Below are 24,128 nucleotides of genomic sequence, written 5' to 3' on the forward strand. Positions count from 1 at the left end.
GGATGGCCCTGCGTAACCTGGAGCGCCCCGCACAATGCCTTCGATAGAACTGCACGCCGCCCAGCGTGACGACTTCGACACCCTCCAAAACCTGATGCAGTTCTACGTCTACGACTTCAGCGAATGGCTGCCGCTGGAACTGGGTGAGCATGGCTTTTTCAACATCCAGCCCAAACTCGATTACTGGCGCAAGCCCGCGACCCGAGCGTTTTTGATCCGGGTCGACGGTGAGCTGGCCGGTTTCGTGACCGTGGACGACGACACCCACCTCGAAGGCGCCGAGTACAACATCGGCTATTTTTTTGTCAGTCGGCGCTTCCGTGGCCAAGGTGTCGCGAAGTTTGTCGTTTCCACCCTCTTGAGCCAATTCCCCGGTCAATGGCAGATTTTCCACATCGATGCGAACCCGCCTGCACGGCGGTTCTGGGCCAAAGTGATGCCTGATCTTACGGGCAATCAATTCACCCTGCATCAGCAGCCAGTAGACGGTTATCCCTGCACGTTCTACCGCTTTCAGAGCCCGCAGCCGTAGGCCTGAGGGGCGTGTCCCGGCCTCGCTTTTTCATTCCAATCCGTTTTGTCCGACAATATGTAGTGACTGAAAAAAATCACTACATAACGGTTGACGCCTCCGTTTTGCCCTTGCATGATGCAGACATCTCCCCGATCGGGAGTACAGCAACATGTTTGAGCAAGCTCGTCTGACCGCCGAGCTGTTTTTCCCGGATACACGCTGCCCACAAGGCAGATTGAAGAAGCTGACCTGGCCCGAACGTCCAGTACAAGGACGAGAAGCGCTGGCGATCAATCCTCATGAAGCTTGTGGCCGACCCTGAAAAGTCGGCAGTGGCCTCCAGGTATTCGCTGCTTCTCTTCGTTGTGACGCTAACGCGTAGCAGTTATTCAACACGACTACATGCAACAGACGCGAGACCCGTTGAATTTGACGGCCGACCGCTGACGTCCTGGTTTCGGTGCCAGGGATCAACTAACCGATGGGCTACTTGTATTAGCGAACCAACTTTGAAAGATCACCAAATGGTCAAGGGGCAAATTATGAATCTGAACAATCAACCTTCTATCGATGAACTGGCTCGTCTGTTCGCGGCGCAAAAAGACAGCCACGACAGCCACATTCTGTGGATCAGCAAATCGGGCCAGGTTCATATCGACTGCCTGTCGCCTCACGCTCATGAAGCGGAGTTCGACCAGAACAACCAGAACCTGCTCGCCCGACTGAAGATGTACCGTCGCGGCCAGGGCTATGTCGGCAAGAAAGCCGCGGCCGACAAGGACTTCATCGGTAATGTTCTGCAAACGCTGAAACAGGCATGGGCTTCGCTGCAGAACCAAAACGAAGTTCGGGTGATTGATCGGTTCTACTAATAAACTGACTCACTGATAAAAAAGGGCCTGCTCCCATTAAAGAGCAGGCCCTTTTTTGTGCCTGAGTGTCTTACAGCCCCAACACCAGATTCATAAACGCCACCGACGCCGCGCTGTGGTAGTTGTTTTTACGACGCAACAACGCCGCCCCGCGGGTTGGCGCCTCCCCCAACAATGGAATCTTGCGCAGCGCACGCTCCTGGCTGGCGATGGCTTCCGGCAGGATGGTGGCAATTGCCGTGTGCCGAATGACTTCCAGCAAGGTGCTCACAGAATTGACCTCGATCACCACCTTCGGCGTGATCTGCTCCTGGGCAAAATACTCATTGATGCGGGTGCGGGTGATGAAGTCCGGGGTCAACAGCGCGAACTCCAGTTGAGCGAGTTCTTCAGCGGGCAATGCGAGCTGACTGTCATACAACGGGTGAGCGCGCCCCACCATCACCCCCAGTGTCTCGGTAAACGCTGGAATCGATTCAATGTCGGCATTTCTGACTTCATTGAACGCAATGGCGATGTCCAGTGAGTCATCCGCCAACCCCGCTTCAATGTCACCCATCGACAGTTCGAAAATCTCCAGATGGATATTCGGAAACCGCGCCACGTAATCGCGCACCAGCGGCCCCACGAGATATGCCATGAACGTCGGCGTCATCGCCAGGCGCAAGGTGCCGCGGGACAAGTCCTTCACGTCATGCAGCGCACGTTTTCCAGCCTCCAGTTCCACCAATACGCGACGAGCACACTCGATGTAGGCCGCGCCGGCATCGGTCGGTTTGACGGTGCGCGAGGTGCGGTCGAACAGGCTTACGCCCAGGGTTTCTTCCAGCTGCCGGATTTGCTGGGACAAGGTCGGCTGCGACACATGCAACGCCTCGGCGGCCCGGGTGAAGCCGCCGTGGTCGGCGACCGCCAGCAAATAGCGCAGATGTCGTAGCAGCATGGGGATTCCATCTATAGGCAGGGCTTATGCACAGCATTGTATATCGATCTTGGACGCTATGGATCAATCGGCAGAAGATGGCTTCACACCCAAGCAACACCACGCCGACAGGAGAATCACCATGCAACAGTCCCACGCCTACAACGACCCAAGCCTGGCCCTGACCACCTCGATCCTCGATGCCAAGGCCCGCAAGAATCTGTCCTGGCAGGACCTGACCGACGGCACCGGCCTGGGCCTGGCCTACGTCACCGCCGCCCTCCTCGGTCAGCATCCGTTGCCCAAAGCCGCTGCCGAAGTGATCGGCGACAAGCTGGAACTGGACGCCGACGCGGTGGCCCGCCTGCAGATCATCCCCCTGCGCGGCAGCCTCTCCGGTGTCCCGACCGACCCGACCATTTACCGTTTCTACGAAATGATCCAGATCTACGGCACCACCCTCAAAGCCCTGGTTCATGAGCAATTTGGCGACGGCATCATCAGCGCGATCAACTTCAAGCTCGACATGAAAAAAGTCGAAGACCCGGAAGGCGGCTCCCGTGCGGTGATCACCCTGGACGGCAAGTTCCTGCCACTGCGCCCGTTCTAACCCGACACAACCCCCCTGTAGCCGCTGCCGAGCCCGCGAGGCTGCGTCCGAGGACGCAGTCCTCGCCAATACAGGCGACTGCTTCGCAGCCGGACGCAGCCTCGCGGGCTCGACAGCGGCTACAAACACAATGAGGACATCAGCATGAAAGCGCTCATCGACGGTTTTTTGAAGTTCCAGAACGAAGCTTTTCCACAACGCACCGACCTGTTCAAACACCTGGCCACCACCCAGCATCCCGGCACGTTGTTCATCACCTGTTCCGACAGCCGTGTAGTGCCCGAATTACTGACCCAGCAAGAACCCGGTGAATTGTTCGTCATCCGCAACGCCGGCAACATCGTGCCCTCCTACAGCCCTCATCCGGGCGGTGTGTCGGCCACGGTTGAATACGCGGTCGCAGTGCTCGGTGTGACCGACATTGTGATCTGCGGCCATTCGGATTGCGGCGCCATGACCGCCATCGCCAAGTGCACATGCATGGATCACCTGCCGGCAGTCAGCGGCTGGTTGCAGCACGCCGAATCGGCGAAAGTCATCAACGAATCCCGCCCTCACGCCAGTGATGCGGCGAAGGTCAGTTCAATGGTCCGGGAAAACGTCATTGCGCAACTGGCCAACATCCAGACACACCCGAGCGTGCGCCTGGCGCAGGAAAAAGGCCTGTTGAATTTGCATGGCTGGGTCTACGACATCGAAACCGGTTCGATTGACGCCCTGGAGGCCAGCACCCGCACCTTCGTCTCGCTGGCGGAACATCCGACGACGTGCGCGGTGTACGGCAAAGCGGTCGAAGCCGCTTGATGATCAGCCCTTGCGCAGCGCTCCCGATCCCGGAAGCGCTGCTGACAGGGTCATTGGTCGTCTGACGAACGTGGCCGCTGCTCAGCGCTCTCCTCAGCGTTGGGCGCTTCGGGAAAAGTGCCTGGTTTGAACACGTGTGTCAGTAATTCCCGGGCATCGACGTCGACCACACCTTGAACCGAGCGGGCCAGTGCCACAGCCTGTTCACATTGCCGATGGGTGTTGACCCGACCACTCAACGCCACGGTGCCCGCATGGGTTTTGACGTGAATGTGCATGGCGAGGGTGGGTTCGCCCATGGCCAGGGCCGACTTCACCCGGGCCGTCAGCCAGGTATCGTGAGCGACCGATTCCAGGTGATGGGAATATTGCTCGAAGGAACGGAGTTTCATGATGGATCCCTCTTTCAGAACGAAGGAGCAAACACCTTAATTATAGTGTGCCCCCTCGCCTGCGGTCGGAATCCCTAGCGCTTGACCGACAGATCGGTCTGCGTCATGCGGCTGCGAATGGTGAACACACCGTCTCCCGAGAGAATCGCGCTGCGCGCAAACAGTCGACCACTCTCCCAATTCGAAAGACCCAGCTCCGGCTTGTTCAAGGCGTACTGTCCGTCGACCCAACGCGTGATGCCGTTGCCGACAAATGGCGCGTTGACCGCGTTGTAGAAGCGCTCATGCGCCGCGTCATCCTCACTGATCAACGACACCGTGAACTGCGGGCTATAGCGATTGAACAAGGCAATCGCACGGTCCAGGTCATCGACGATCATCAGGCTGACTTCCGGGGTTTCTTCCCATTCCCACTCGCGGCCCAATTGCTCCTCCGGCAGTGGCTCGGCCATGGCTTCGGTGCGGTAGCCTTCGGCGCGGTACACCTCGACGCTCGCGCTCAACCATTCCGTCGGCAAACATGCCTCGCTGCCCTCGACGATGTGCAATTTGCAGCCCTGGCCCCGTGCAGTGCCGGCCTGTTGCAACGCATCGAGAAACAGCGGCACCAGATCGGCGGCGCGGTCGCGCTGGATCAGGCAGACGTTGAGGGTGTTGCAGACCTTGCGGTCCAGGGAATTGCGCACCACGGCGGCGAAGCGCGTCGCGTCGGCGTGTTGGTCGGCAATCAGCCAGGCGCCACCGGTGCCGTGCAGGCTGACGGCGGTGCCCGCTTGCTGGGCGATGCTGCCCAATTGGCTGACCGCACGCCCCGAACCCCGCGCCACGGCCAGGGACAGACGCCGGTCGGCGAACATCGCCCAACCGGCCGCGTGATTGACGCTTTCGACCAGCGACACCGCGCCGACCGGCAATCCGGCGTCGCTCAGCGCCGGGTTCAGCGCATGGGTGACGATGGCCTGGGCGGTGCCCAATGCATCGCTGCCGATACGCAGCACCGCGGTGTTACCGGTGCGCAAGACACCGGCGGCATCGGCGAACACGTTCGGTCGACCTTCGAAGACAAACGCGACGATGCCCAGCGGCGACACCACTTGCTCGACTTTCCAGCCGTCATGTTCGACGCAACTGATCACTTTGCCGCGCGTGGCCGACGCATCGCGCCACGCCCGTAGGCCGGCGATCATGTCGCGGCGCATGCGTTCATCGGCCAGCAAGCGCGTGGTTGAGCGTCCACGGGCTTTGGCGCGCTCGATGTCAGCGAGGTTGGCGGCCGCGATCAAGTCCCAGCATTGCGGGGTTTCCAGACGTTGGGCAAACAGGTCGAAGAAGTGGCTGATCGCTTGATCCGACACCGCCGACATCGCGATGAAGGCTGCTTCTGCGCGCTCTATCGCAACGCTGGCCGCTTGCTGGTCCGCCACCGGGATCAGCAACAATTCGCCGCTGACCTGTTCCACCAGCAGGTGGTCGCCGGGCTGGAAGCGTGCGGCCAGTTCGGGGCTGACGACCGTGACACGATTACCGGCAAAAGGAATCGGCGTACCAGCGACTAGACGTTCGAGCGCAAGAGACATGAAGCGGTTTCACCATGCAGGGGGCGGCCGGAAAATGTATAGGAAATTTTCCGGAGCGTCATTAATCCTGCCCGTTAAAACACCGACCAGCCAATCCGCTGGCTCAGCAATTCCAGCGCGGCCATCCCGGCCAGGGAATTGCCGGCGGCGTTCAGTTCCGGCGACCAGACGCACACCGTGAATTGCCCCGGCACCACGGCGACAATTCCGCCGCCAACCCCGCTCTTGCCCGGCAAACCCACGCGATAGGCAAAGTTGCCGGCCTCGTCGTACAGCCCGCTGGTGGCCATGATCGAGTTGACCTGTTGAGTCTGGCGCGCAGTGAGGATCTGTTCGCCGCTGTGCTTGCAGAACCCGTCGTTGGCCAAAAAGCAGAACGCCCGGGCCAGGTCGATGCAATTCATGCGCAACGCGCAGTGGCTGAAGTAGCTGCGCAGCACGGATTCGACGTCGTTGTGAAAGTTGCCGAACGACTGCATCAGGTAGGCCATGGCGGCGTTGCGCGCACGGTGTTGGTATTCGGACTCGGCGACTTTGCCATCGACCATGACCTGCGGATTGCCGGACAGCCGACGGACAAAATCACGCATCGACAACGCCGGGGCGGCAAAGCGCGACTGGTTGATGTCGCAGATCACCAGGGCGCCGGCATTGATGAAGGGATTACGCGGACGGCCGCGCTCGAATTCCAGCTGCACCAGCGAGTTGAACGGTTGACCGGAAGGTTCGTGGCCCAGACGTTCCCAGATCGTCTCACCGGAGTGTTCGATGGCCTGCACCAGGCTGAAGACCTTGGAAATACTCTGCACCGAGAACGGCGTCTCGGCATCGCCGGCGCAGTACAACTCACCGTCGTTGCTGTACACGGCAATGCCCAATTGATTGGCCGGCACGGTGCCGAGGGCAGGAATGTAGTCCGCCACCTTGCCCTGCCCGATCAGCGGCCGGACAGCGTCGAGGATCTCGTTCAACAGCGCTTGCATGCGAGGTTCCAAAGTCACGCCCCATGGGATTGCGGGGACACTGAGGCTAGACGCTGCGCGTCGGCCAGGAATCACAGCGGCCTCACCCCAATCCAAAACCCAACGCCTACAGGGGATTTGCGGTGGCTGTGTATCAGCGTGTGTACAGACCCGCCCCTGACACACCCCGTCCATAAAACCCCGCCCCAACGACACATCGCAGATACACCGGCTTGGTCAACTGCACCGGTCGATTGGCCAAGCCGATCAAAGCGCTCAACTCACTCACTGTACGGAGTATCACCATGTTCAAGCTCTCCACTTCTTCCCTGACCCTCGGCCTGCTCATCGCCGGTGGCCTGGCCTTGTCGAACATCGCTTCGGCCTCCGAATCCGAAGCGTTCAGCATGAAACAACTGGCCCACGGTTACAGCCAGGTCCAGGCCGACACCGCGGAAAAACCGGCCGAAGGCAAATGTGGCGAAGGCAAGTGCGGTGCCGCCGAGTAGTCCCCTTGCGCGGGGCACTCGATGCCCCGCATTCCTGACCTGACGGAGATCAAGCCCATGAACACTTCAATCTCTTCGGCCGTCAAAGGCCTGCACCTGAACCTCGACCGTGCCGGTAGCTGGCTCGCGCCCCTGACCTTGCGGTTGTTCATTGCCTGGGAATTCTTTGAGTCGGGCCTGGAAAAATGGAACGGCGAGAACTGGTTTGCCGACATCCAGGACCGTTTTCCATTTCCGTTCGATCACGTGCCTGCCACGTTGAACTGGGAACTGTCGATGTGGGCGGAGCTGATTTGCGCCCTCGCGATACTGGTGGGTGTGGGCACGCGGGTCTCGGCGATCATCCTGATCGTGGTCACCGTTGTCGCCACTGCCGCCGTTCACTGGCCGGCCGATTGGTCTACATTAAGTGAGCTTGCCCAGGGTTACGCCATCAGCAATAAAGGCCACGGCAACTTCAAACTGCCGGTGATCTACCTCGCCGCCCTCCTGCCCTTGCTGCTCTCGGGTGCCGGCAAGCTGAGCCTCGATACGCTGCTGGCGCGATTTTTCTGGCGCCGTCACAATCGTTGAAATGCTACCGTGACACGCTTCACCTTCCACCTCACTTGCGTAGACAGGAGCCACCATGAGCGTGACCACCCAATGGATCGAGATCGACAGCGACGACGGTAAATTTGGCGCTTACCTGGCCATTCCGCATACCCAGCGTGGCCCGGGGATCGTCTTGATCCAGGAGATCTTCGGCGTCAACGAGCACATCCGCTCCGTCGCCGAGCAATACGCCGCTGATGGTTATCTGGTGATCGCGCCGGACCTGTTCTGGCGCAACGGCCACCGCATCGAACTGACCTACGACGAAGCCGGCTGGAAACGCGCCGTCGAGCTGATGAACGCCACCGACATCACCAAGGCCCAGGCCGACATCAAACTGGCCATCGACACCCTTGATGCCCAGCCGGGGCTGGATGGCGGCATCGCTTCCATCGGTTACTGCTTTGGCGGCCTGCTGTCGTACCTCACGGCCACCAATGGTTTGGTGGATGTAGCGATCGCCTATTACGGCGGCGGCATCCAGAATCACCTGGACCGCGCCGACGACATTGAAGTGCCTTTGCTGATGCACTTCGGTGAACAGGACAGCCACATTTCCCTCGAAGCCGTGGAGAAAATCGCCGAACGTTTCGACACCAACGACAACGTGGAAATTGTCGTGTACCCGGAAGCCGAACACGGCTTCAACTGCTCGCACCGCGACAGCTACAACCAGCGCGCAGCGGCTGAGGCGCATGGCAACACGTTGATCTTCCTGGCCCAGGAACTGTAAAACTGCCCTCCACGGAAAAGGCCCCTTCATCGATTGATGAAGGGGCCTTTTTTGTACTTCGCGTTTACCCGATCACACCGCTTCCGGTTGACCGGTGACCGCCCGTGTCGGCTGGGCATTGCGCTCATGCACATGGCGGTGCGGTGTGCGGTCGATGTTCAGGCTGAGGATTTCCGGACGGCTGTAGTGACCGCGACCATCCATTTGACGTTTACGAATCTCGATCTGGAACAGGTCGATGTCAGCGATGACCTCGCCTTCGCCTTCAGTCAGCGCGCCGATGACTTCACCTTGTGGGTCGACGATCGCGGTGTAGCAACCGCCGGAGATCGGGCCGATCTCGCAACCGGTGTCGGCCATGATTTGTGCTTGCTGTTCCGGGTATAACCACGCCGTCGAGTTGACCACAAAGCACGCCGATTCCAGGGCATGCATGCGGATGCTGACTTCCATCTGTCGGGTGAACCGCTCACCGGCGAACGAGCCGGGGTACATCGAGGCGTGGATCTGTTCGCCGTCTTCGATCAGGGCATACCGGGCCAGCGGGTTGTAATGTTCCCAGCAGGCCAGTTGACCGATACGGCCAACAGCGCTGTCGATGGCACGCAGGCCGGAGCCATCGCCCATGCCCCAGATCATGCGTTCGTGATAGGTCGGCGAAATCTTGCGACGCGCTTGAATCAGCGTGCCGTCGGCATCAAACAGCAACTGCGTGTTGTACAGGGTGCTGCCATCGCGCTCATTGACGCCGATGGACACGACCATGTTGGCGTCTTTGGCCGCTTTGCCGATTGCATCGGTGGTTGCCGACGGCACGACAACAGCCTGATCGAGCAACTTGTAGTGCTCGGAGCCCATGTCGAATGGCGACTGCACAAAGGAAAAGTATGGGTAGTACGGCACGATGGTTTCCGGGAAGACGGCGAACTGCACGCCCTTCTCGCCGAGTTCGCGAATTTTGTTGACGACCTTCTCTACGGTGCCTTCACGGCTGTAGAGCACAGGTGCGATTTGGACGGCAGCGGCTTTGACGATGGTCATGGCGGTGATCTCACTGAGGGAATGGGCTTCAACGAGATTCAGATTACGGTAATCATATTTTGTCTTAAATGTCGAATACACCACTTTTCAGGTCATCACCCGATTCGCCCGCTGGATCACCTGCGGTGGTTGGCCGAAGGCGCGGATAAAGGCCCGACGCATACGCTCCCGGTCACCAAAACCGGTCTCGGTGGCGACCACATCGATGGCATGGCGACCGGTTTCCATCATCAACCGTGCGGCTTCCACGCGAAGGTTTTCGATGGCTTTGGCGGGCGATTGACCGGTTTCCGCATGGAATACTCGACTGAATTGCCGAGGGCTCAAATTCGCAGCGCCCGCCAACTCTTCCACCGACAACGCGGATTTCAGGTGCTGTTTGGCGTAGGTCAACGCCGCCTGAATGCGATCGGTCTTCGGCTCCAATTCCAGCATCACTGAGAACTGCGATTGCCCACCCGCGCGGCGGTGATACACCACCAACTGCCGAGCCACCGTGCGCGCCACCTGGGCGCCAAGGTCTTTTTCCACCAGCGCCAACGCCAGGTCGACACAGGCGCTCATGCCGGCGGCAGTCCAGAGGTTGCCGTCGTTGATGAAGATGCGGTCCTCTTCGACCAGTACCTTTGGAAACGCCCGTTGCAAGGCCGGCGCATGACACCAGTGTGTGGTCGCTCGCCGCCCATCGAGCAAACCCGCCTCGGCCAGCGCAATCGCACCGGTGCAAATCGACCCCAGCCGCCGGGTGGATTCGCTGGCACGGCGCAAAAACGCCACCATGCCTGGCGACGTGGGCCGGATCAGGTTGTCGCCCATCACCAGCAGCGTATCGAACGCCCGTTGATCGAATGCCTGGGTTTCCACGCCGAATCCGGCGGAGGTCTGCACCGTGCCGCCGTGCTCGGACAGCAGGGAAAGGCTGTACACCGGCTCTTCGGCGGTGTTATTGGCCAGTTCGAAGGTGGCGCACATGGCGAGGCCGAGGACCTGGAAGCCGGGGTAGACGATGAGTCCGATGTGGTGCATGGGCTGTTGATCCCTTTGACCTTAAAAGCGGCATAGATGATTTCAAGCCATCACTCTACGCCAGTTAGCGTGGGGGAAAGAATTCGGCGATCAGCGGATCGAATACTTCAACTTTGGTTATTTCACACTAGTGTATTAACCGCGTTACAACTTTCCGTCGCAACAATAGTTTCAACTACAGAAACTAACTCATGTTCAAAATCCAACTTGCCAATCGGGTCTATAACTAACGTGTTGCTGTCGGCCATTCGAGGGAAAGGCCATGGACATTAATAAGGACTCAGGCACTAATCTGGCGTTTTGGCTACCGGGTAGTGCGGTCATCCTCAGTCTGGTCGTATCGACGTTTGCACTGACTCGCGAACCGTTCCTCGAGCCGCGGCCCATCGGTGCGCAGTTTCAGGCGCAACTGCCCATTGAGGCGCGGTTATGGCAAGACCCGTTTGATGCACTGGAGCGCTATCGCAAGAAACTTGACGACATCAAGAGTCCGGATGCCGCGCAATTGTGCACGCCCAGGGCTTCCTCGCCGCCCGGAACTTCCACCCCGCCCGACATCATGGTGTCGTTGGTGGAAGGCGGCCCTTACGCCGACGAGGTCGAGCGCCGGCGGCGCACTCGCTATGCCCTGCTTGCCGGGTTCAAAAACTCCCACCGGGTGCCGGATCAGGAGCAGTACATCCATTGTTTGAGACTGGCCGCCGATCTCTCGGTTGATCCTTCGCCGGACCAACGCTTCATCGATGTGCCGTATGAAATATTTGTTTCCAATCCATTCGATCCACCCAAACCTCTTGAAGGCGCCCCCGAACCCGCCGACCACACCATCGTGTTCTGGCTCAAGCAGGACGCACTGGGTCCACGGCCATTGGAGCAACTGGAGAAGTTGCGTCAAAGCCTGGCGTGCAGCACGGTCGAAAACAGTTACCCATTGGCCTGCACCGGCGTGCCTGACGATCGTACGGTGCTCAAAGTCATCGGCCCCGCCACTTCAACCATCTTGCGTGGCATGTATCAGGATGAAGCCAACGCCCGGGCAACATCCAATGTCGAGATCTACTCGCCCCTGGCCACTGCGGACAACTTGACACTGAAAAACCACCTCAATGTTCCCGAGCCGCCAATAAAGAACAAACAACCCATGAAGTTGCTGCGCACCGTCAGCGACGACGGCACCATGGCGCAACTGACACTGGAGGAACTGAAACTGCGCAATGTCGATCCGGCCACCAGCCTGCATTGCAGCAAAGACAAGCGGCAGCGAAACGGACAACTCTGCGTAAAGAACAGTTGGCCGCTGCCGCCAGACCGAATCGCACTGATTTCCGAATGGGACAGCTTTTACAGTCGCGCGCTGATCGAAAGTTTCAAGGCCTGGGTGGTCGACAAGGCCGACCTGAACGAACGCGACGACAAGACAGCAGTCGACAAGTGGGTTTTACGTTACAGCTATCTACGGGGACTGGACGGACGCCTCCCCGAGGAAGCCGCGAGCAATGACAAAACCGCCAGCAGCGATGCCGGCAAAAACAGCAAGGACGCCAACAAAATTGACCTCAGCCCACTGGAGAAAGCCGACGGAAACTCCCAGTTCGACTACCTGCGACGCCTTGCCGACCACATCGCGCGCGAGGACGCGGTCTATCGACAAAACGGCGAACCAGGCATCGGCGCCATCGGCATATTAGGTGTCGATACCTACGACAAACTCCTGGTATTGCAGGCGCTCAAGAGCCGGATGCCATACAAGCTGTATTTTTCCACCGACCTCGACGCGCGCATGTTGCAACGAGGTCAGGCCGAAACCACCCGCAACCTGATTCTGGCGGCGCCTTATGGGCTGACGCTGACGCGCGCCCTGCAACAAGACGTGCCGCCGTTTCGCGACAGTCTGCAAAGTTCGGTTTTCGTGTCCGTGCTGGCGGCATTGGCACCACAACCCTTCGACGCCAAGTTTGCGAAATTTCACTATTCGAAATCGAACCTGCTCTCGCCCGGTATGTATGAGGTGGGTATCAGCGGCTTCATCCCGCTGGCCAGCCCGGTAATCCATGAACGCCCGACGAGTTGCGAGGCAGCGACCCTGCTGACCGTTTCGGATCAAGACATACGTCCTCACGATCTGATGTCTTTGAACTGCCTGCAGGATCCATCGCCACCGCCCTACCCTGATGCTTCTCAATCCATGCGCGAAGAATTCAAAAGAACCCAAGCATTTTTCTGGGCTGGGCCGCTGACGTTTACCCTTCTGCTACTTGGCGGGTTCATTGCCTGGCGATGGGTGTCGGGGCCAAAAATGGCCCACGAGACGAAGCTTGACTGGGTACGCGGCGTGCCCATGACGCTTTATATGATCGCGGCAGCCTGCGCATTTATCGCCACCCGCTTCTGGCATGCCGAGTTTCTCTGGTTCACGTTCGTGCTGATCCTGCTGGGCATCATTACCTCGAACTGGACCCGTCACCTCGACCAGCAGACACTGGAAAATAACGCAACGGCCAGCGCCAGCAGCGGCGTGTACGATTCGCCAACGTGGTACATCGTCGTCCCTCTCGTGGGGTTCGTGCTCGCGTTGATGCTGGCGTACCAAATGCGCAGCACCTTGACGAACAATGGGCTCGGCGAGCCGATGTTCCTGTTTGAAGGCATCAGTGCCTGGCCGACGGTAGCGCTGCGCGTCGCCGCCGTGCTGATCTGCCTTTCGGCACTGGCATGGGGCTGGCGCAACCTGCGCATCAACAGGGCCGAGATAGAAAGCGCCTACCAGTTGCACGCCTACATGCGCAGATACCGATTGGGTTTGTGCCGCCAGGTACTGCACTTTTTTCACAAAGGCAGGCGCTGGAGCTTTCGTCGTTGGTGCAATGAGTTTGGGCATTTCCTGTTGCTGATTTTTTTCCCGTTGGTCAGTACCAATGACAACTGGTCAAAGACGTGCACAACGTTCCAGGCCAACTGCGACGACGAACGAAATATGATTTCCATTGCGCGCTTCTGGGGAGAGCACTGCATCTGCGGAGCGTTCGGTGCCCGCCTCTTGCGCGCCTTGCTCGCGACCTGGGTGTTCATCGTGGTCACCAGCGTCTTGTTTGTGATCTGGCCAATGGAACAGGTTCCGGTGCGCGGTCAGTCGAGTTGGTGGATGTTCGTTTGGCTGATCCCGACCCTGGCTTTCCAGGTGCTGGTGTTCTGGGTCGTGGACGCCAATCTGCTACTGACCCGGTTCATACGGCATCTGAGCAATCACCATGCGATCTGGCCCGAAAAGCTGCAGCAGGAACACGGGAAGATTTTCGGCGTTCTCAGGCATCCCTGCATCGATGAATGGGTGGACTTGCAGTTGATCGCCAAGCGCACATCAGCGGTCAGCCGCCTGATCTATGCGCCGACGGTGGTCATGTTGATTCTGCTGGCGTCGCGCAGCAGCCTGTTCGACAACTGGCCGACGCCTCCCAGCGTGGTCATTTCATTCCTGCTGACCACGCTGATCCTGCTCGCGTCCGCACTGTCGCTGCGTCGGGCGGCCGAAAAGGCTCGTACGCTGGCATTGCTGCGTATCGATGCCTATCTACTGGAGACCCCCAAAAAGCCGGGCTACTACGAAAAATTCCAGATGATCCGCGACCGCATCGCCACGCTCAACACGGGCTCGTTCTCCCGCTATTCCGAAGACCCGCTGATTCGTGCGCTGTTGCTGTCGCTGACCGGCATCGGGGGTTCAGCCATTGTCGATGCCTTGAACTACGCCAAGTTCTGACCGCCAATAAGGGGGCACTCCTTCGAACGCCCCCCGAACGGTCACAGCTGATTGGCCACCGCCATGTTCACAAACTGCGTATCAAACCGCAGCTTGATATTGTTCTTGTCACCCAACGTCGAGCCATCGGCGAATTGCATGCCCACGGCATCGGCGCTGGTCGCCGCCTGACCCAGCAAGCCCTTGGCAAAGGAGAAGGTGCGGACCTTGTCCATGGTGTGGCGGATCGCGTCGGAATTGGCGAATTCGAACGCCGTGGCCGGTGTATAGAACAGCATGGTTTGCGTCAGTTGATCTTCGTAGCCTTTGAGGTCGGTGCCCGAACGTTCAGCCATCGAGGTGCGTGCGGCGATGGCCTGGCCGTTGTCGCCAGACATCAACTGCAGCGTTTCGAACCAGGCACCGACCAGTGCCTTGCCCAGTTCCGGGTTGGCCTTCAGGGTCTCGGTGTTGACGGCCATCATGTCGATGATCTCGCCCGGGATTTCCTTGGAGGTGAACACTTCCACCGCCGTTGGTGACTGTTTCATCACCATGCTCAGTTGCGGGTTCCACAGCGCCGCTGCGGTCACGCCGGGGGTGGTGAAAGACGCCACGGCATCGGCGTCCGAGGTGTTCATGATCTTGATGTCCCGCTGCGACAGGCCATGGATGTCCAGGGCCCGGGACATCAGATAGTCGGAGACCGACAGCTCCACCAGGTTGACCTGTTGGCCCTTGATGTCGGCGAAGGTCTTGCCGTGTTTGAGCACGATGGCATCGTTGCCGTTGGAATAGTCGCCGAGGATCAGGCCGGTGGTGTCCACGCCATTGGCACTCGGAATGGTCAGGGCGTCCATGTTGGTCATGCCGCAGGCGTCGAACGCGCCAGCCGCGTATTGGTTGATCGACTCAATGTAGTCGTTGAGCTGCACCAGTTCGATCTTGATCCCGTACTTCTTCGCCCACTTGTCGATGATCCCGTGTTCACTGGCGTAACCCCAGGGCATCCAGCCGGAATAGATCGACCACGCCACCTTGAACTCCTGCTTTTTCTCCGCCGCCGAAGCGCCGAACGCGAGACAGGAGACGGCCAGCAACACCGCTGCGAAACGGTAAAACACGCACGAGAATGCCTTCATGGAAACCTCACGGGTTATGAAATGGGTGACGCGTTGATGTCAAACGAGCGGCTGGGTGTAGCGGCTCAAGGTCGGGGATTCACGTGCGTACCATTGCGCGGCGCTGGCGGTGAATCCGGTGGTTTGTGTGTAGCTGACGTCGGGTTCCAGGGTGTCGATGACGAACAGGCGTTCTCGGGCAACGCCATCGACGGCGACTGATTGCGAGACGTGCTTGCCGTCGGCCAGCCGCTCGAAACCCTCCAGTGAAATTAGCGGCTGACCGACACGCCCGGCGCAGGTGGAAAGCGTCACTTTGTAGCCTGTTTCGAGAGAACCTTCGGCCACCGATGTCTCAAAGTTGAATGCACGCTTGAGCCATTGCGGGTCTTCACCGTGGCGGGCGATCAGATCCCGCAGCGGTTCGCCCTCAGGACTGGATTCGAGCGGATCAGCCCGCCCGAGCACCAACGCCGCATGCTCACCGCAGACGATCAAACCACCGCCACGGTGCAGCACAAAACCGCTCAGCACCTCTCGTTCCTCAATCAAGCGCAAGCCGATCAACGCACCCGGCTTTGATACCTGGAGTCGCCAGTCCTCGACATAGGCCCCACTGGGGGAAAACTCGATCATGCAGTTGCCGATGCGCTTGAGCACACCGGGCTCGGGCCAACGGTTATGCAACTGAAACGAGGTGTCGGTGTGCCAACTCAACACGTCGTCTTCCCATGAGCACAACGCTTCCCAGCCTTCGTAATTGGCCAGGGTCTGCAGTTCTTCGGCACTGTATTCCAGCAGCGGTTTGGCCGGCACTTGTTGGCCTTCCAGCGGCAGGCGCAGATCGATGGTGAAGTGGCGGCTTTGAAACCAGCAGACGTGGGTGTCCACGTCAGTCAGGCCGTCAGCGAAACTGATCGAGCGGCGTTTGTAGAAGCCGAGCATCCAGTCCGGTACGCCATCAGCGGCGGGTTGCGGATGTTGGGTAACGAGATCCAGCAGATTCATCTCAAGCCTCCCCCGCCATGGCGACGCGACCAAACGAAGACAAACCCTTGGCGCCGTCGGGCAAGCTCAACTCGCCGGCGGCCAGTCGCTGTTTGAGGTAGCGGAAGGTTTGCAGGGTTTGCGCGTAGAGGTGATCGCCGCAGACGTGTGGCCCATAACGGCTGGGGGTTTGCGGGTCGAGCAACTGTGCGATGGGCTCGATCACCGTGTCGTAGTCACAGGCGCAAAACATCGGGAAGGCGTAGCGCTCCTGAGCGACTTTGCGCACCCGGTGAGCGGTGGCGACGTAGCGGCCGTTGCTCAGCACTTCCATCATGTCGCCGATGTTGATTACAAACGCGCCGTCCACCACCGGCACGTCGATCCACTGCCCGACCCCGTTCAACACTTCAAGGCCCGGTGCAGTCGGCAGCAGGATGGTGAAGCATTCGTAATCGGTGTGCGCGCCGATGCCGGGGCGATCCACCGGGGCATTCGGCGAAAAGGGATAGTGGATCAGGCGCAGTTGGCTCGGCGGGTTGTTCACCCGCTGGCTGATGGCGTTTTCCGGCAGGCCCAGCGCCAGTGCGAAGCCGCGAAACAAGGTGAGGCTGAGGTTGAACACCGCGTCGTAGTAGGCTTTGATGTCGTCCTTGAAACCCGGCAAGACCGGCCAGCGATTCGGCCCAAGCATCGGCCGTCGCCCCAGCGCCGACGCATAATCGAAGCCGACGTCGAAGGCTTCCTTGTGGTCGATAGCCCCTTCGACAAATTGCTCCTCACCTTCGGGCACATAGCCGCTGTGATTGCTCGACAGTCCGATGTAGTCCTGCATTTTCTGCTCGGCCGACTGGGCGAAATATTCCGCTGCCCGTTGCTTGAGCCGATGGATGATCTGCGGGTCGATACCGTGCCCGGTCACATAAAGAAACCCGGCCTGCGAGGCGGCGTCGCCCAAGGCAATCGCTGCGTTTATGCGTTCGGATGCGAGGTTCGAAAACAGCCCGCTGATGTCGACGAGGGGCAAGGTTTCAAAGGCTGAATGAGGGGTAATTCGAGGCATGGGCGCCATAAGTAACCTCCTGATGATTAGTCAAAATGTCACCTGGTCGTCCAGATATCGCACAGCCGTGAGGCCTCCGGGTCGTCCCGGATCATTCGCACCGAAAAAGGTGCGCTGTGACAGGAGCAATGTGCATGCCACGTTTGCGCCCGACTTGCATCACCGCGCTATCTCATTGATTTGAAAGCACCGGTTTCCATACGGGAAAGCCGATGGCGCTCGGCGTGCGCTGTTAAAAAAGCACCAGGATGGCGCAATGGACTTCCCCTCGTTCCAGCGCTTTAATCGCAGACGGACTTCAAGGCACAACAAGGGATCACCATGCTCGATATCTCCATGCAGGACCGCGCCGCACCGGATGGCGTGTGCTACGGCTGCGGCAGCCGCAACCCTCACGGATTGCACGTCAAAAGCCACTGGCACGAGGACGGCGTCCACGTCGTCGCCGAGCACCTGCCCGAGGCCAAATACTGTGGCTGGCCGGATCTGGTGTACGGGGGCTTGATTGCGATGTTGGTGGATTGCCATTCGAACTGGACAGCCATGGCGTATCACTACCGGGCCGAAAACCGCGAGCCGGGCTCCCTGCCGCGCATCGACTGCGTCACCGGCAACCTGGGCATCAAGTTCATCAAGCCGACGCCGATGGGCGTTACGCTGACCTTGCGCGCCAGGGTTGAGGGCGAGGTCGGGCGCAAGACCCGCGTCATCTGCGAGGTCTATGCCGACGGCGTGCTCACGGCGGTGGGCGACTCAGTGTTTGTCCGGGTCGATACCGGGCAACTGGCCGCCGCAGCGCATGGTCGCGAGGTTTAAGTGCTGTGAGCCTCTGGGTCGGCCGAGCTACTTCGCCGACCCGTCATGGGGCTTGTAGAACACGAACAAACCGATGCTCGCCGTTTTGATGTACTCCTTGGCCCAGACCGGTTTCACCGTCTTGTCGTGAAAATACATCGCGCCGCCGGTGCGATCCGGCAGTTGCTTGTTCAGCGCCTTGCGCGCGATTTCCTTGGCCAGCGCATATTGCGTTTCTTCCTGGACCGAGTCCGATTTCCCGTCGCACCACCAGGAGAACTGGCAGCTCTTGGTTTCGGAACCTTGCTTGACCACTGCGCACACCGTATCGGGAAAACCCTCGTGGCCGAGGCGGTTCATCACCACGTTGGCCACCGCTTCCATATCGGCCGTGTCCTTGCCTTTGGCCTCCCAGTAGATGGAGCGCGCCATGCAGGTAATCGCGTCGTCCAACGGCGCCGTGCCGGCCGGGTCGACGGCCTGGACTTCGGACTGGGTGATGGCCTCGGACTTGGGCACCGGTACATTACTGCTCTTCTCGGCGGCCTTCTGTTCAAGCACCTGCGCCTTGTCTTGCGCAACCTCCTTTTTTTGTTGTTGATCGTCCGCCATGGACTGACCGGTAAGTAGACACAGAGCGAGAAACGCGGCGATGCATTTAGCGGGCATGGTGCAAACACTCTGAAAGGTGTCGGATTAGGGTAGTAGCCAAATCATATCAACTACTCAGCAACAAACTGCAAAAAGCCATTGCCTTGTACGGGGGGAATTCGCGCATCATGGGCGCAGTCCGTCCAAGGGGGTTTCCATGCACGTCTTTTCATCCGCTATGCGCTTGTCGGGGTTGTCGTTGGGTCTGGTGCTTGCCACAACGGCCATGGCGTCCGAGGAATCGCAACTGGCCGATTCGATCAACGCCTTTCGCAGCCTGCCGCAGAGTTGCGCCGGTCAGGTCTCGCCGGAGTTGCCACCACTGACCAGCGATCCGCGCCTGATTTTGCCGGCCAGCGGACAGGTCGACTTGCAGCAGGCCATGGTGCGTGCGTCGTATCCGATGCTCCATGTGCAGGCGATATCCCTGACCGGCCCGCGTGATGCGCAATCGGCAATGATGGCGATACAGGAAAGCTTCTGCCAGGTGGTGCTTAACCTGAAATTCGTCGACATCGGCGTCAGCCGCCAAGGCAACGACTGGCGCATCGTGCTCGCCCGCCCGCTGTTGACCGCGCGCCTGGGTGATGCCGCCGCCGAAGGCCAGAAGCTGTTGGTCGAGCTCAATGCCGCGCGCAGCAAACCCCGTCAGTGCGGCGCCCAGTCATTTGCCGCGACCACGCCGCTGGCCTGGAACGCCACCCTCGCGTCCGCCGCCGAAACCAACTCGCGGGCCATGGCCAACGGCAACTATTTTGATCACAAGGACCGCGACGGCCGCACGCCAGGGGATCGCGCGGAACTGGCGGGTTACAACTTTCAGCAGATCGGCGAGAACATTGCCGCCGGGCAAGACACCGTGCGTAAAGTGGTCGACGGCTGGCTGGCCAGCCCCGGTCATTGCGCCAACCTGATGAACCCACAGTTCCGTGAGCTCGGCGCGGCTTACGCGAACGATCCGAAAAGCGATGCAGGCATCTACTGGACGGCCATGTTCGGTACGCAATAAGGATGATGAACAGAGCGGTGACGAGCCGCTCTTACAACGTTTGCTGACTGTTGCCGACGGTCTTGGCTTGCTCGATGGCCCAGTCCATCGCCGCCTCCATGTCCAGCAGGTGCGGGGACGGATGGTGGTTTTCTTCGATCACCGAACCGTCCGGCCGGTACACCCCGATGAGCATTTTCAGGGAGCCGTCTTTCAGTATCTCGGCTGTGACTTTGATCGAGCATCCGTTGGAAAGCGTCTCCTTGTGTTCCTCGTGGCGTTCAGTCATTGCTGTCTCCCCCGCGTGGTGAGTGGATCGGGTCAGTCATCCCTCTGAGCGTAGTAGAAGTTCGCCCGGAATCATCGCCGGCCACGGCACGTTTCAATGGCGACGAACCTGCCGAGACAGCGGCGTAATGCCACCTATACTGCATTTCACCAACCCCGCCCGGGGCCTGCGCTACCCACAATAAAAAGCAGAGGTGGAACATGGTCTGGCAGCAAATCTACGATCCCTTCGGTAACCCGGTCATTTCAACCCTCATGGCCGCCGTGCCGGTGGTGGTGATGCTGACCTCCCTGGCGTTTTTCCACATCAAGGCGCACATGGCGGCGCTGCTTGCACTGGGCTCCGCCCTGCTGATCGCGATCTTTGCCTTCGGCATGCCGGCCAACATGGCGGGCTCGGCGGCGTTGTTCGGGGCGGCCAACGGCTTGCTGCCGATTGGCTGGATCGTGCTCAACATCATCTTCCTGCACCGACTGACCACCGAGAACGGCTCGTTCAAAGTGCTGCAGGATTCCCTGGCGCGCATCACCGACGATCGACGCCTGCAACTGCTGCTGATCGCCTTCTGCTTCGGTGCGTTTTTTGAAGGCGCGGCCGGGTTCGGCACGCCCGTGGCGGTGACCGGTGCGATTCTGATCGGCTTGGGCTTCTCGCCGTTGGCCGCTTCGGGCCTGGCCTTGATCGCGAATACCGCACCAGTGGCGTTCGGCGCGCTGGGCACACCGATCATTACCCTGGCCAAAGTCACCGGACTGGATGAAATGGAGCTGTCGATGATGGTCGGTCGGCAGCTGCCGTTCTTCTCGGTGCTCGTACCGTTCTGGTTGATCTGGGCGTTCGCCGGTTGGCGAAAAATGCTGGAGATCTGGCCGGCGATCCTCGTGGCCGGCGTCAGCTTCGCGGTCCCGCAATTCCTTGTGTCCAACTACCACGGCCCGATGCTCGTGGACGTGATCGCCGCGCTGATTTCCATGGCCTGCCTCACGGGTTTCCTCAAGGTCTGGAAACCGGCCACGGTCCACACCTCGGCCGCCCTGACCGGGCGTGTCGACAACTCGAAAATCGATGCCGAACATGAGCAACCACCGGCGGTCGGCGGGACCTTCTCCGGCGATGCGAAGCCGGCGGTGATGCGCGCCTGGATGCCGTGGATCATCCTCACGATCTTCGTCTTCGCCTGGGGCACCCAGGGTTTCAAAAACATGTTCGATACCCGCCCGGCGATCGATCCGCAAACCCAGTCGGTCAAGCTCGACCCGCAGGGCAAACCAATGCGCGAAGCCAACCCGATCTTCTCGCCGGCCCTGACCTTCACCACCCTGCACCTGCAAGTCGAGAAGGTGCCACCGGTGGTGCCGGCACCGAAAACCGAAGAGGCGATCTACAAGTTCACCTGGTTCACCGCCACCGGCAGCGGCATCTTGCTGTCCGCCATCCTTGGCGGGCTGCTGATGGGCTACTCGATCCCGCAACTGGCTCGCCAATACCTGCGAACACTGTGGGTGGTGCGCTACTCATTGATCACCATCGCGGCGATGTTGGCCTTGGGTTACCTCACGCGTTACTCGGGACTGGACGCGACCATGGGCCTGGCCTTCGCCGCGACCGGCATTTTCTACCCGATGTTCGGCACCCTCCTCGGCTGGCTCGGCGTGGCGTTGACCGGCTCGGACACCGCGTCCAACGTGTTGTTCGGCGGCTTGCAACGGGTAACGTCCGAACAGCTCGGGATCAGCCCGGTGCTGATGGCGGCGGCGAACAGCTCTGGCGGGGTCATGGGCAAAATGGTCGACGCGCAGTCGATTGTGGTCGCGTCCACGGCAACACGCTGGTACGGGCATGAGGGGGAAATTCTGCGGTATGTGTTCTTCCACTCGATTGTGCTGGCGATTCTGGTCGGCGGGCTGGTGACGTTGCAGGCGTATGTGGCACCGTTCAGTCATATGGTGGTGGGTGGGCATTAACCCTCGTTGTGCATACCCGGGCGCATGGCCCGGGTGGTGTACCAAACACTGCTTTACTGATTCAAATTCTGATTAAACGGGAAGCGCCTCGATGGAACGTCTCACCGCCAAAGATTTCGCCCCCGAACTGCTCGAACTCTATGACTACTACGTCCACGGCAAGATCAACCGCCGCGAGTTTCTCGATCGCGCGGCGTTGTTCGCTTTGGGCGGTTTGACCGCCAGCGCACTGCTCGCCTCACTGAGCCCCCGTTACGCGCTCGCCGAACAAGTGGAATTCACCGACCCGGACATCCTGCCCGAGTACATCACCTACCCCTCACCCAAGGGCCACGGCAATGTGCGCGGCTACCTGGTGCGCCCGGCCAAGGCCAGCGGCAAAATCCCGGCGGTGGTGGTCGTGCATGAAAATCGTGGCCTCAATCCCTACATCGAAGACGTCGCTCGACGCGTCGCCAAGGCCGGGTTCATCGCCCTCGCCCCTGACGGCTTGAGCTCGGTGGGCGGCTATCCGGGCAACGATGACAAGGGTCGTGAGCTTCAGGCGAAGGTTGATCCCGAAAAACTCATGAACGACTTTTTCGCCGCCATCGAGTGGCTGATGAAAAACGACACCACCACCGGCAAAGTCGGCATCACCGGCTTCTGCTATGGCGGCGGTGTCGCCAACGCAGCGGCCGTGGCGTATCCGGAACTGGCGGCAGCCGTGCCTTTTTATGGCCGCCAGCCAAAGGCTGAAGACGTGCCCAGGATCAAGGCGCCCCTATTGCTGCATTACGGTGAACTGGACAAGGGCGTCAATGACGGTTGGCCGGCGTATGAAGCGGCGCTGAAAGCCGCCGGCAAAACCTATGAAGCTTACATTTATCCGGGCTGCAACCATGGTTTCCATAACGACTCGACGCCGCGATACGACGAAGCCGCCGCGAAACTGGCGTGGGACCGCACCGTGACGTGGTTTCACAAGTACCTGGTTTAGGTATCAATTCCTTCGATCATTTACATCACGAAGACGAATTTTTTATTTGTCCCCGGCTTATTCAAGATGTCGCCATCTCGGATAGTCGGACGACACCCTCATGAACCTGAATTTTGCCTTTGCCTGCTTCATCGTTGTGTCGTTTGCGATTGCGCTGGGTCATGGTTGAGCTCAGGCATCGACCTGAATCACTTCAATACCTAACCGCTGATAATCCTCAACGTTGCCCGACGCCACCTGTTGCTCAGTGATCAGCGTGTGGAGGCGATTGCACGGTGCAACCACGAACGGTTCCACCGCCCCCAGTTTGTCCGCCATGGTCACGGCCACCACGTGCGATGCGCTATTGAGCATCGCCTGTTTCACCGGCACCTCATCAAAATGCAGCGAGCTGATGCCGACGTCCGGGTGAATCGCGCAGACCCCGGTGAACAGCAAGTCAGCCTTGATCCCCTCGATCAGCCGCAGGGTTTCCTGCCCGCTGGCCGACATCGTCGCGGGATTGAGTTGCCCGCCGGCCAGGATCACTTTGATGCCTTTGTAGTCGGCCAACGCAATGGCGATCATCGGCGACGCGGTAATCGCCGTGATGGCAATGTCCGCCGGCAGCGACCGCGCGATCTGCAGCGTGGTGCTCCCTGAATCGAACAGCACAATCTGGCCATCCTGCACCCGGCGCGCGGCGAGTTGCGCCAGGCGCGTTTTCACCTCATCGGTTTCACCCACCCGGGTGAAGAAATCCTTGCCCGTGTCTTTCGGTCGCGGCAACGCCCCACCATGCACCCGTTGCACCAGTCCTGCGCTGGCGAGCTCTGACAGGTCACGGCGGATGGTGTCTTCGGACACGGCGAAATGCTCGCTCAACTCCGAAGCCATGACCTTGCCGTCGCGTTCAAGGATCAGGAGGATTTTCTGCCGGCGCACGGAAGGGAGCTCGGATGCAGCGTGCTGATCTTGCATGTTTATGCCTGCTTTTGCGTGTTTATGCGAGATTAGCCA

General features: G+C 59.8%; 24 protein-coding genes. 12 read left to right on the forward strand and 12 right to left on the reverse strand.

All coding sequences use genetic code 11. The annotated features are described in order from the left end of the window. The first annotated feature begins 34 nt into the window (after positions 1–34). Complete coding sequence (locus AB4N43_RS04830) at positions 35–532, forward strand: GNAT family N-acetyltransferase (RefSeq protein WP_027925326.1); 498 nt, start codon at positions 35–37, stop codon at positions 530–532. A gap of 524 nt (positions 533–1,056) precedes the next feature. After that, a complete protein-coding gene (locus AB4N43_RS04835; protein WP_027925325.1) occupies positions 1,057–1,386 on the forward strand; it encodes a hypothetical protein in 330 nt (109 codons plus the stop codon). A gap of 70 nt (positions 1,387–1,456) precedes the next feature. On the opposite strand, the gene cynR is transcribed toward AB4N43_RS04835, so the two are convergent. Further along, positions 1,457–2,329 carry a transcriptional regulator CynR gene (gene cynR / locus AB4N43_RS04840; RefSeq protein ID WP_460153353.1) on the reverse strand — a complete coding sequence of 291 codons (873 nt, stop codon included), beginning with the start codon at positions 2,327–2,329 and terminating at the stop codon, positions 1,457–1,459. Between the two features lie 121 nt (positions 2,330–2,450). Here cynR and cynS point away from each other — a divergent pair, with 121 nt between their 5' ends. Further along, positions 2,451–2,918, forward strand: a complete 468-nt coding sequence (gene cynS, locus AB4N43_RS04845; RefSeq protein WP_027925323.1) for a cyanase — start codon at positions 2,451–2,453, stop codon at positions 2,916–2,918. A 144-nt stretch (positions 2,919–3,062) separates the two neighbouring features. Continuing rightward, entirely contained in the window at positions 3,063–3,722 is a 660-nt protein-coding gene (locus AB4N43_RS04850; protein ID WP_194939654.1) for a carbonic anhydrase, read from the forward strand. Between the two features lie 50 nt (positions 3,723–3,772). On the opposite strand, the gene AB4N43_RS04855 is transcribed toward AB4N43_RS04850, so the two are convergent. The 3 genes from AB4N43_RS04855 to glsB form a co-directional block, all read right to left on the reverse strand. Then, the gene (locus AB4N43_RS04855; RefSeq protein WP_027925321.1) at positions 3,773–4,114 is read right to left on the reverse strand and encodes a BON domain-containing protein; all 342 of its coding nucleotides are present in this window, start codon (positions 4,112–4,114) and stop codon (positions 3,773–3,775) included. A gap of 74 nt (positions 4,115–4,188) precedes the next feature. Continuing rightward, positions 4,189–5,691 carry an aldehyde dehydrogenase family protein gene (locus AB4N43_RS04860; protein ID WP_027925320.1) on the reverse strand — a complete coding sequence of 501 codons (1,503 nt, stop codon included), beginning with the start codon at positions 5,689–5,691 and terminating at the stop codon, positions 4,189–4,191. Between the two features lie 74 nt (positions 5,692–5,765). Beyond that, complete coding sequence (gene glsB / locus AB4N43_RS04865; protein WP_460153356.1) at positions 5,766–6,674, reverse strand: glutaminase B; 909 nt, start codon at positions 6,672–6,674, stop codon at positions 5,766–5,768. A 284-nt stretch (positions 6,675–6,958) separates the two neighbouring features. On the opposite strand from glsB, the gene AB4N43_RS04870 reads away from it, so the two are divergent. The 3 genes from AB4N43_RS04870 to AB4N43_RS04880 are packed head-to-tail and all read left to right on the forward strand — an operon-like array spanning position 6,959 to position 8,489. Continuing rightward, positions 6,959–7,162 carry an HvfA family oxazolone/thioamide-modified RiPP metallophore gene (locus AB4N43_RS04870; RefSeq protein ID WP_027925318.1) on the forward strand — a complete coding sequence of 68 codons (204 nt, stop codon included), beginning with the start codon at positions 6,959–6,961 and terminating at the stop codon, positions 7,160–7,162. Positions 7,163–7,219: 57 nt separating this feature from the next. Then, positions 7,220–7,735 (forward strand): HvfX family Cu-binding RiPP maturation protein, encoded by a 516-nt coding sequence (locus AB4N43_RS04875; RefSeq protein WP_027925317.1) that lies wholly within the window; start codon positions 7,220–7,222, stop codon positions 7,733–7,735. 55 nt (positions 7,736–7,790) lie between these two features. Then, positions 7,791–8,489 (forward strand): dienelactone hydrolase family protein, encoded by a 699-nt coding sequence (locus tag AB4N43_RS04880; RefSeq protein WP_027925316.1) that lies wholly within the window; start codon positions 7,791–7,793, stop codon positions 8,487–8,489. Positions 8,490–8,561: 72 nt separating this feature from the next. On the opposite strand, the gene AB4N43_RS04885 is transcribed toward AB4N43_RS04880, so the two are convergent. Both AB4N43_RS04885 and AB4N43_RS04890 read right to left on the reverse strand, forming a co-directional pair. Beyond that, complete coding sequence (locus tag AB4N43_RS04885; protein WP_460153359.1) at positions 8,562–9,530, reverse strand: nitrilase-related carbon-nitrogen hydrolase; 969 nt, start codon at positions 9,528–9,530, stop codon at positions 8,562–8,564. An 87-nt stretch (positions 9,531–9,617) separates the two neighbouring features. Then, positions 9,618–10,556, reverse strand: a complete 939-nt coding sequence (locus tag AB4N43_RS04890; protein WP_410921973.1) for a GlxA family transcriptional regulator — start codon at positions 10,554–10,556, stop codon at positions 9,618–9,620. A 262-nt stretch (positions 10,557–10,818) separates the two neighbouring features. Here AB4N43_RS04890 and AB4N43_RS04895 point away from each other — a divergent pair, with 262 nt between their 5' ends. Continuing rightward, positions 10,819–14,313 (forward strand): hypothetical protein, encoded by a 3,495-nt coding sequence (locus AB4N43_RS04895; protein ID WP_194939658.1) that lies wholly within the window; start codon positions 10,819–10,821, stop codon positions 14,311–14,313. A 41-nt stretch (positions 14,314–14,354) separates the two neighbouring features. Here AB4N43_RS04895 and AB4N43_RS04900 read toward each other — a convergent pair whose 3' ends face one another. The 3 genes from AB4N43_RS04900 to AB4N43_RS04910 are packed head-to-tail and all read right to left on the reverse strand — an operon-like array spanning position 14,355 to position 17,472. Next, positions 14,355–15,434 carry a putative urea ABC transporter substrate-binding protein gene (locus AB4N43_RS04900; RefSeq protein WP_410921970.1) on the reverse strand — a complete coding sequence of 360 codons (1,080 nt, stop codon included), beginning with the start codon at positions 15,432–15,434 and terminating at the stop codon, positions 14,355–14,357. Between the two features lie 39 nt (positions 15,435–15,473). Beyond that, the gene (locus AB4N43_RS04905; protein WP_460153361.1) at positions 15,474–16,421 is read right to left on the reverse strand and encodes a hypothetical protein; all 948 of its coding nucleotides are present in this window, start codon (positions 16,419–16,421) and stop codon (positions 15,474–15,476) included. 1 nt (position 16,422) lies between these two features. Beyond that, entirely contained in the window at positions 16,423–17,472 is a 1,050-nt protein-coding gene (locus AB4N43_RS04910; protein ID WP_460153363.1) for an isopenicillin N synthase family dioxygenase, read from the reverse strand. Between the two features lie 312 nt (positions 17,473–17,784). Between AB4N43_RS04910 and AB4N43_RS04915 the strand changes: the two genes are divergently transcribed. Then, on the forward strand, positions 17,785–18,279 hold the full coding sequence (locus AB4N43_RS04915) for a PaaI family thioesterase (protein ID WP_460153365.1): 495 nt from the start codon (positions 17,785–17,787) through the stop codon (positions 18,277–18,279). A gap of 27 nt (positions 18,280–18,306) precedes the next feature. On the opposite strand, the gene AB4N43_RS04920 is transcribed toward AB4N43_RS04915, so the two are convergent. Continuing rightward, entirely contained in the window at positions 18,307–18,927 is a 621-nt protein-coding gene (locus AB4N43_RS04920) for a cell wall hydrolase (protein ID WP_027925308.1), read from the reverse strand. Positions 18,928–19,066: 139 nt separating this feature from the next. On the opposite strand from AB4N43_RS04920, the gene AB4N43_RS04925 reads away from it, so the two are divergent. Beyond that, a complete protein-coding gene (locus AB4N43_RS04925) occupies positions 19,067–19,918 on the forward strand; it encodes a CAP domain-containing protein (RefSeq protein ID WP_027925307.1) in 852 nt (283 codons plus the stop codon). 31 nt (positions 19,919–19,949) lie between these two features. Here AB4N43_RS04925 and AB4N43_RS04930 read toward each other — a convergent pair whose 3' ends face one another. Then, the gene (locus AB4N43_RS04930) at positions 19,950–20,186 is read right to left on the reverse strand and encodes a hypothetical protein (protein WP_027925306.1); all 237 of its coding nucleotides are present in this window, start codon (positions 20,184–20,186) and stop codon (positions 19,950–19,952) included. Positions 20,187–20,386: 200 nt separating this feature from the next. Between AB4N43_RS04930 and AB4N43_RS04935 the strand changes: the two genes are divergently transcribed. Continuing rightward, a complete protein-coding gene (locus AB4N43_RS04935) occupies positions 20,387–22,150 on the forward strand; it encodes an L-lactate permease (RefSeq protein WP_027925305.1) in 1,764 nt (587 codons plus the stop codon). Between the two features lie 91 nt (positions 22,151–22,241). Continuing rightward, positions 22,242–23,129, forward strand: a complete 888-nt coding sequence (gene yghX / locus AB4N43_RS04940; RefSeq protein ID WP_460153368.1) for a YghX family hydrolase — start codon at positions 22,242–22,244, stop codon at positions 23,127–23,129. A 171-nt stretch (positions 23,130–23,300) separates the two neighbouring features. Here the strand turns inward: yghX and AB4N43_RS04945 are convergent, their stop codons facing one another. Further along, entirely contained in the window at positions 23,301–24,089 is a 789-nt protein-coding gene (locus tag AB4N43_RS04945) for a DeoR/GlpR family DNA-binding transcription regulator (RefSeq protein WP_059181053.1), read from the reverse strand. Positions 24,090–24,128: the final 39 nt, after the last annotated feature.

The sequence above is a fragment of the Pseudomonas sp. S2_B07 genome (genome assembly GCF_054668435.1).

Excerpts from the sequence above, each read along its gene's own strand:
- AB4N43_RS04920 (WP_027925308.1), bottom strand. The coding sequence starts at position 18,927 with ATGCCCGCTAAATGCATCGCCGCGTTTCTCGCTCTGTGTCTACTTACC.
- AB4N43_RS04915 (WP_460153365.1), top strand. The coding sequence starts at position 17,785 with ATGCTCGATATCTCCATGCAGGACCGCGCCGCACCGGATGGCGTGTGC.
- AB4N43_RS04835 (WP_027925325.1), top strand. The coding sequence starts at position 1,057 with ATGAATCTGAACAATCAACCTTCTATCGATGAACTGGCTCGTCTGTTC.
- AB4N43_RS04890 (WP_410921973.1), bottom strand. The coding sequence starts at position 10,556 with ATGCACCACATCGGACTCATCGTCTACCCCGGCTTCCAGGTCCTCGGC.
- yghX (WP_460153368.1), top strand. The coding sequence starts at position 22,242 with ATGGAACGTCTCACCGCCAAAGATTTCGCCCCCGAACTGCTCGAACTC.
- AB4N43_RS04930 (WP_027925306.1), bottom strand. The coding sequence starts at position 20,186 with ATGACTGAACGCCACGAGGAACACAAGGAGACGCTTTCCAACGGATGC.
- AB4N43_RS04935 (WP_027925305.1), top strand. The coding sequence starts at position 20,387 with ATGGTCTGGCAGCAAATCTACGATCCCTTCGGTAACCCGGTCATTTCA.
- AB4N43_RS04905 (WP_460153361.1), bottom strand. The coding sequence starts at position 16,421 with ATGAATCTGCTGGATCTCGTTACCCAACATCCGCAACCCGCCGCTGAT.
- cynS (WP_027925323.1), top strand. The coding sequence starts at position 2,451 with ATGCAACAGTCCCACGCCTACAACGACCCAAGCCTGGCCCTGACCACC.
- AB4N43_RS04945 (WP_059181053.1), bottom strand. The coding sequence starts at position 24,089 with ATGCAAGATCAGCACGCTGCATCCGAGCTCCCTTCCGTGCGCCGGCAG.
- AB4N43_RS04895 (WP_194939658.1), top strand. The coding sequence starts at position 10,819 with ATGGACATTAATAAGGACTCAGGCACTAATCTGGCGTTTTGGCTACCG.
- AB4N43_RS04850 (WP_194939654.1), top strand. The coding sequence starts at position 3,063 with ATGAAAGCGCTCATCGACGGTTTTTTGAAGTTCCAGAACGAAGCTTTT.
- AB4N43_RS04855 (WP_027925321.1), bottom strand. The coding sequence starts at position 4,114 with ATGAAACTCCGTTCCTTCGAGCAATATTCCCATCACCTGGAATCGGTC.
- AB4N43_RS04875 (WP_027925317.1), top strand. The coding sequence starts at position 7,220 with ATGAACACTTCAATCTCTTCGGCCGTCAAAGGCCTGCACCTGAACCTC.
- AB4N43_RS04860 (WP_027925320.1), bottom strand. The coding sequence starts at position 5,691 with ATGTCTCTTGCGCTCGAACGTCTAGTCGCTGGTACGCCGATTCCTTTT.
- AB4N43_RS04880 (WP_027925316.1), top strand. The coding sequence starts at position 7,791 with ATGAGCGTGACCACCCAATGGATCGAGATCGACAGCGACGACGGTAAA.
- cynR (WP_460153353.1), bottom strand. The coding sequence starts at position 2,329 with ATGCTGCTACGACATCTGCGCTATTTGCTGGCGGTCGCCGACCACGGC.
- AB4N43_RS04830 (WP_027925326.1), top strand. The coding sequence starts at position 35 with ATGCCTTCGATAGAACTGCACGCCGCCCAGCGTGACGACTTCGACACC.
- AB4N43_RS04910 (WP_460153363.1), bottom strand. The coding sequence starts at position 17,472 with ATGGCGCCCATGCCTCGAATTACCCCTCATTCAGCCTTTGAAACCTTG.
- AB4N43_RS04900 (WP_410921970.1), bottom strand. The coding sequence starts at position 15,434 with ATGAAGGCATTCTCGTGCGTGTTTTACCGTTTCGCAGCGGTGTTGCTG.
- AB4N43_RS04885 (WP_460153359.1), bottom strand. The coding sequence starts at position 9,530 with ATGACCATCGTCAAAGCCGCTGCCGTCCAAATCGCACCTGTGCTCTAC.
- AB4N43_RS04925 (WP_027925307.1), top strand. The coding sequence starts at position 19,067 with ATGCACGTCTTTTCATCCGCTATGCGCTTGTCGGGGTTGTCGTTGGGT.
- glsB (WP_460153356.1), bottom strand. The coding sequence starts at position 6,674 with ATGCAAGCGCTGTTGAACGAGATCCTCGACGCTGTCCGGCCGCTGATC.
- AB4N43_RS04870 (WP_027925318.1), top strand. The coding sequence starts at position 6,959 with ATGTTCAAGCTCTCCACTTCTTCCCTGACCCTCGGCCTGCTCATCGCC.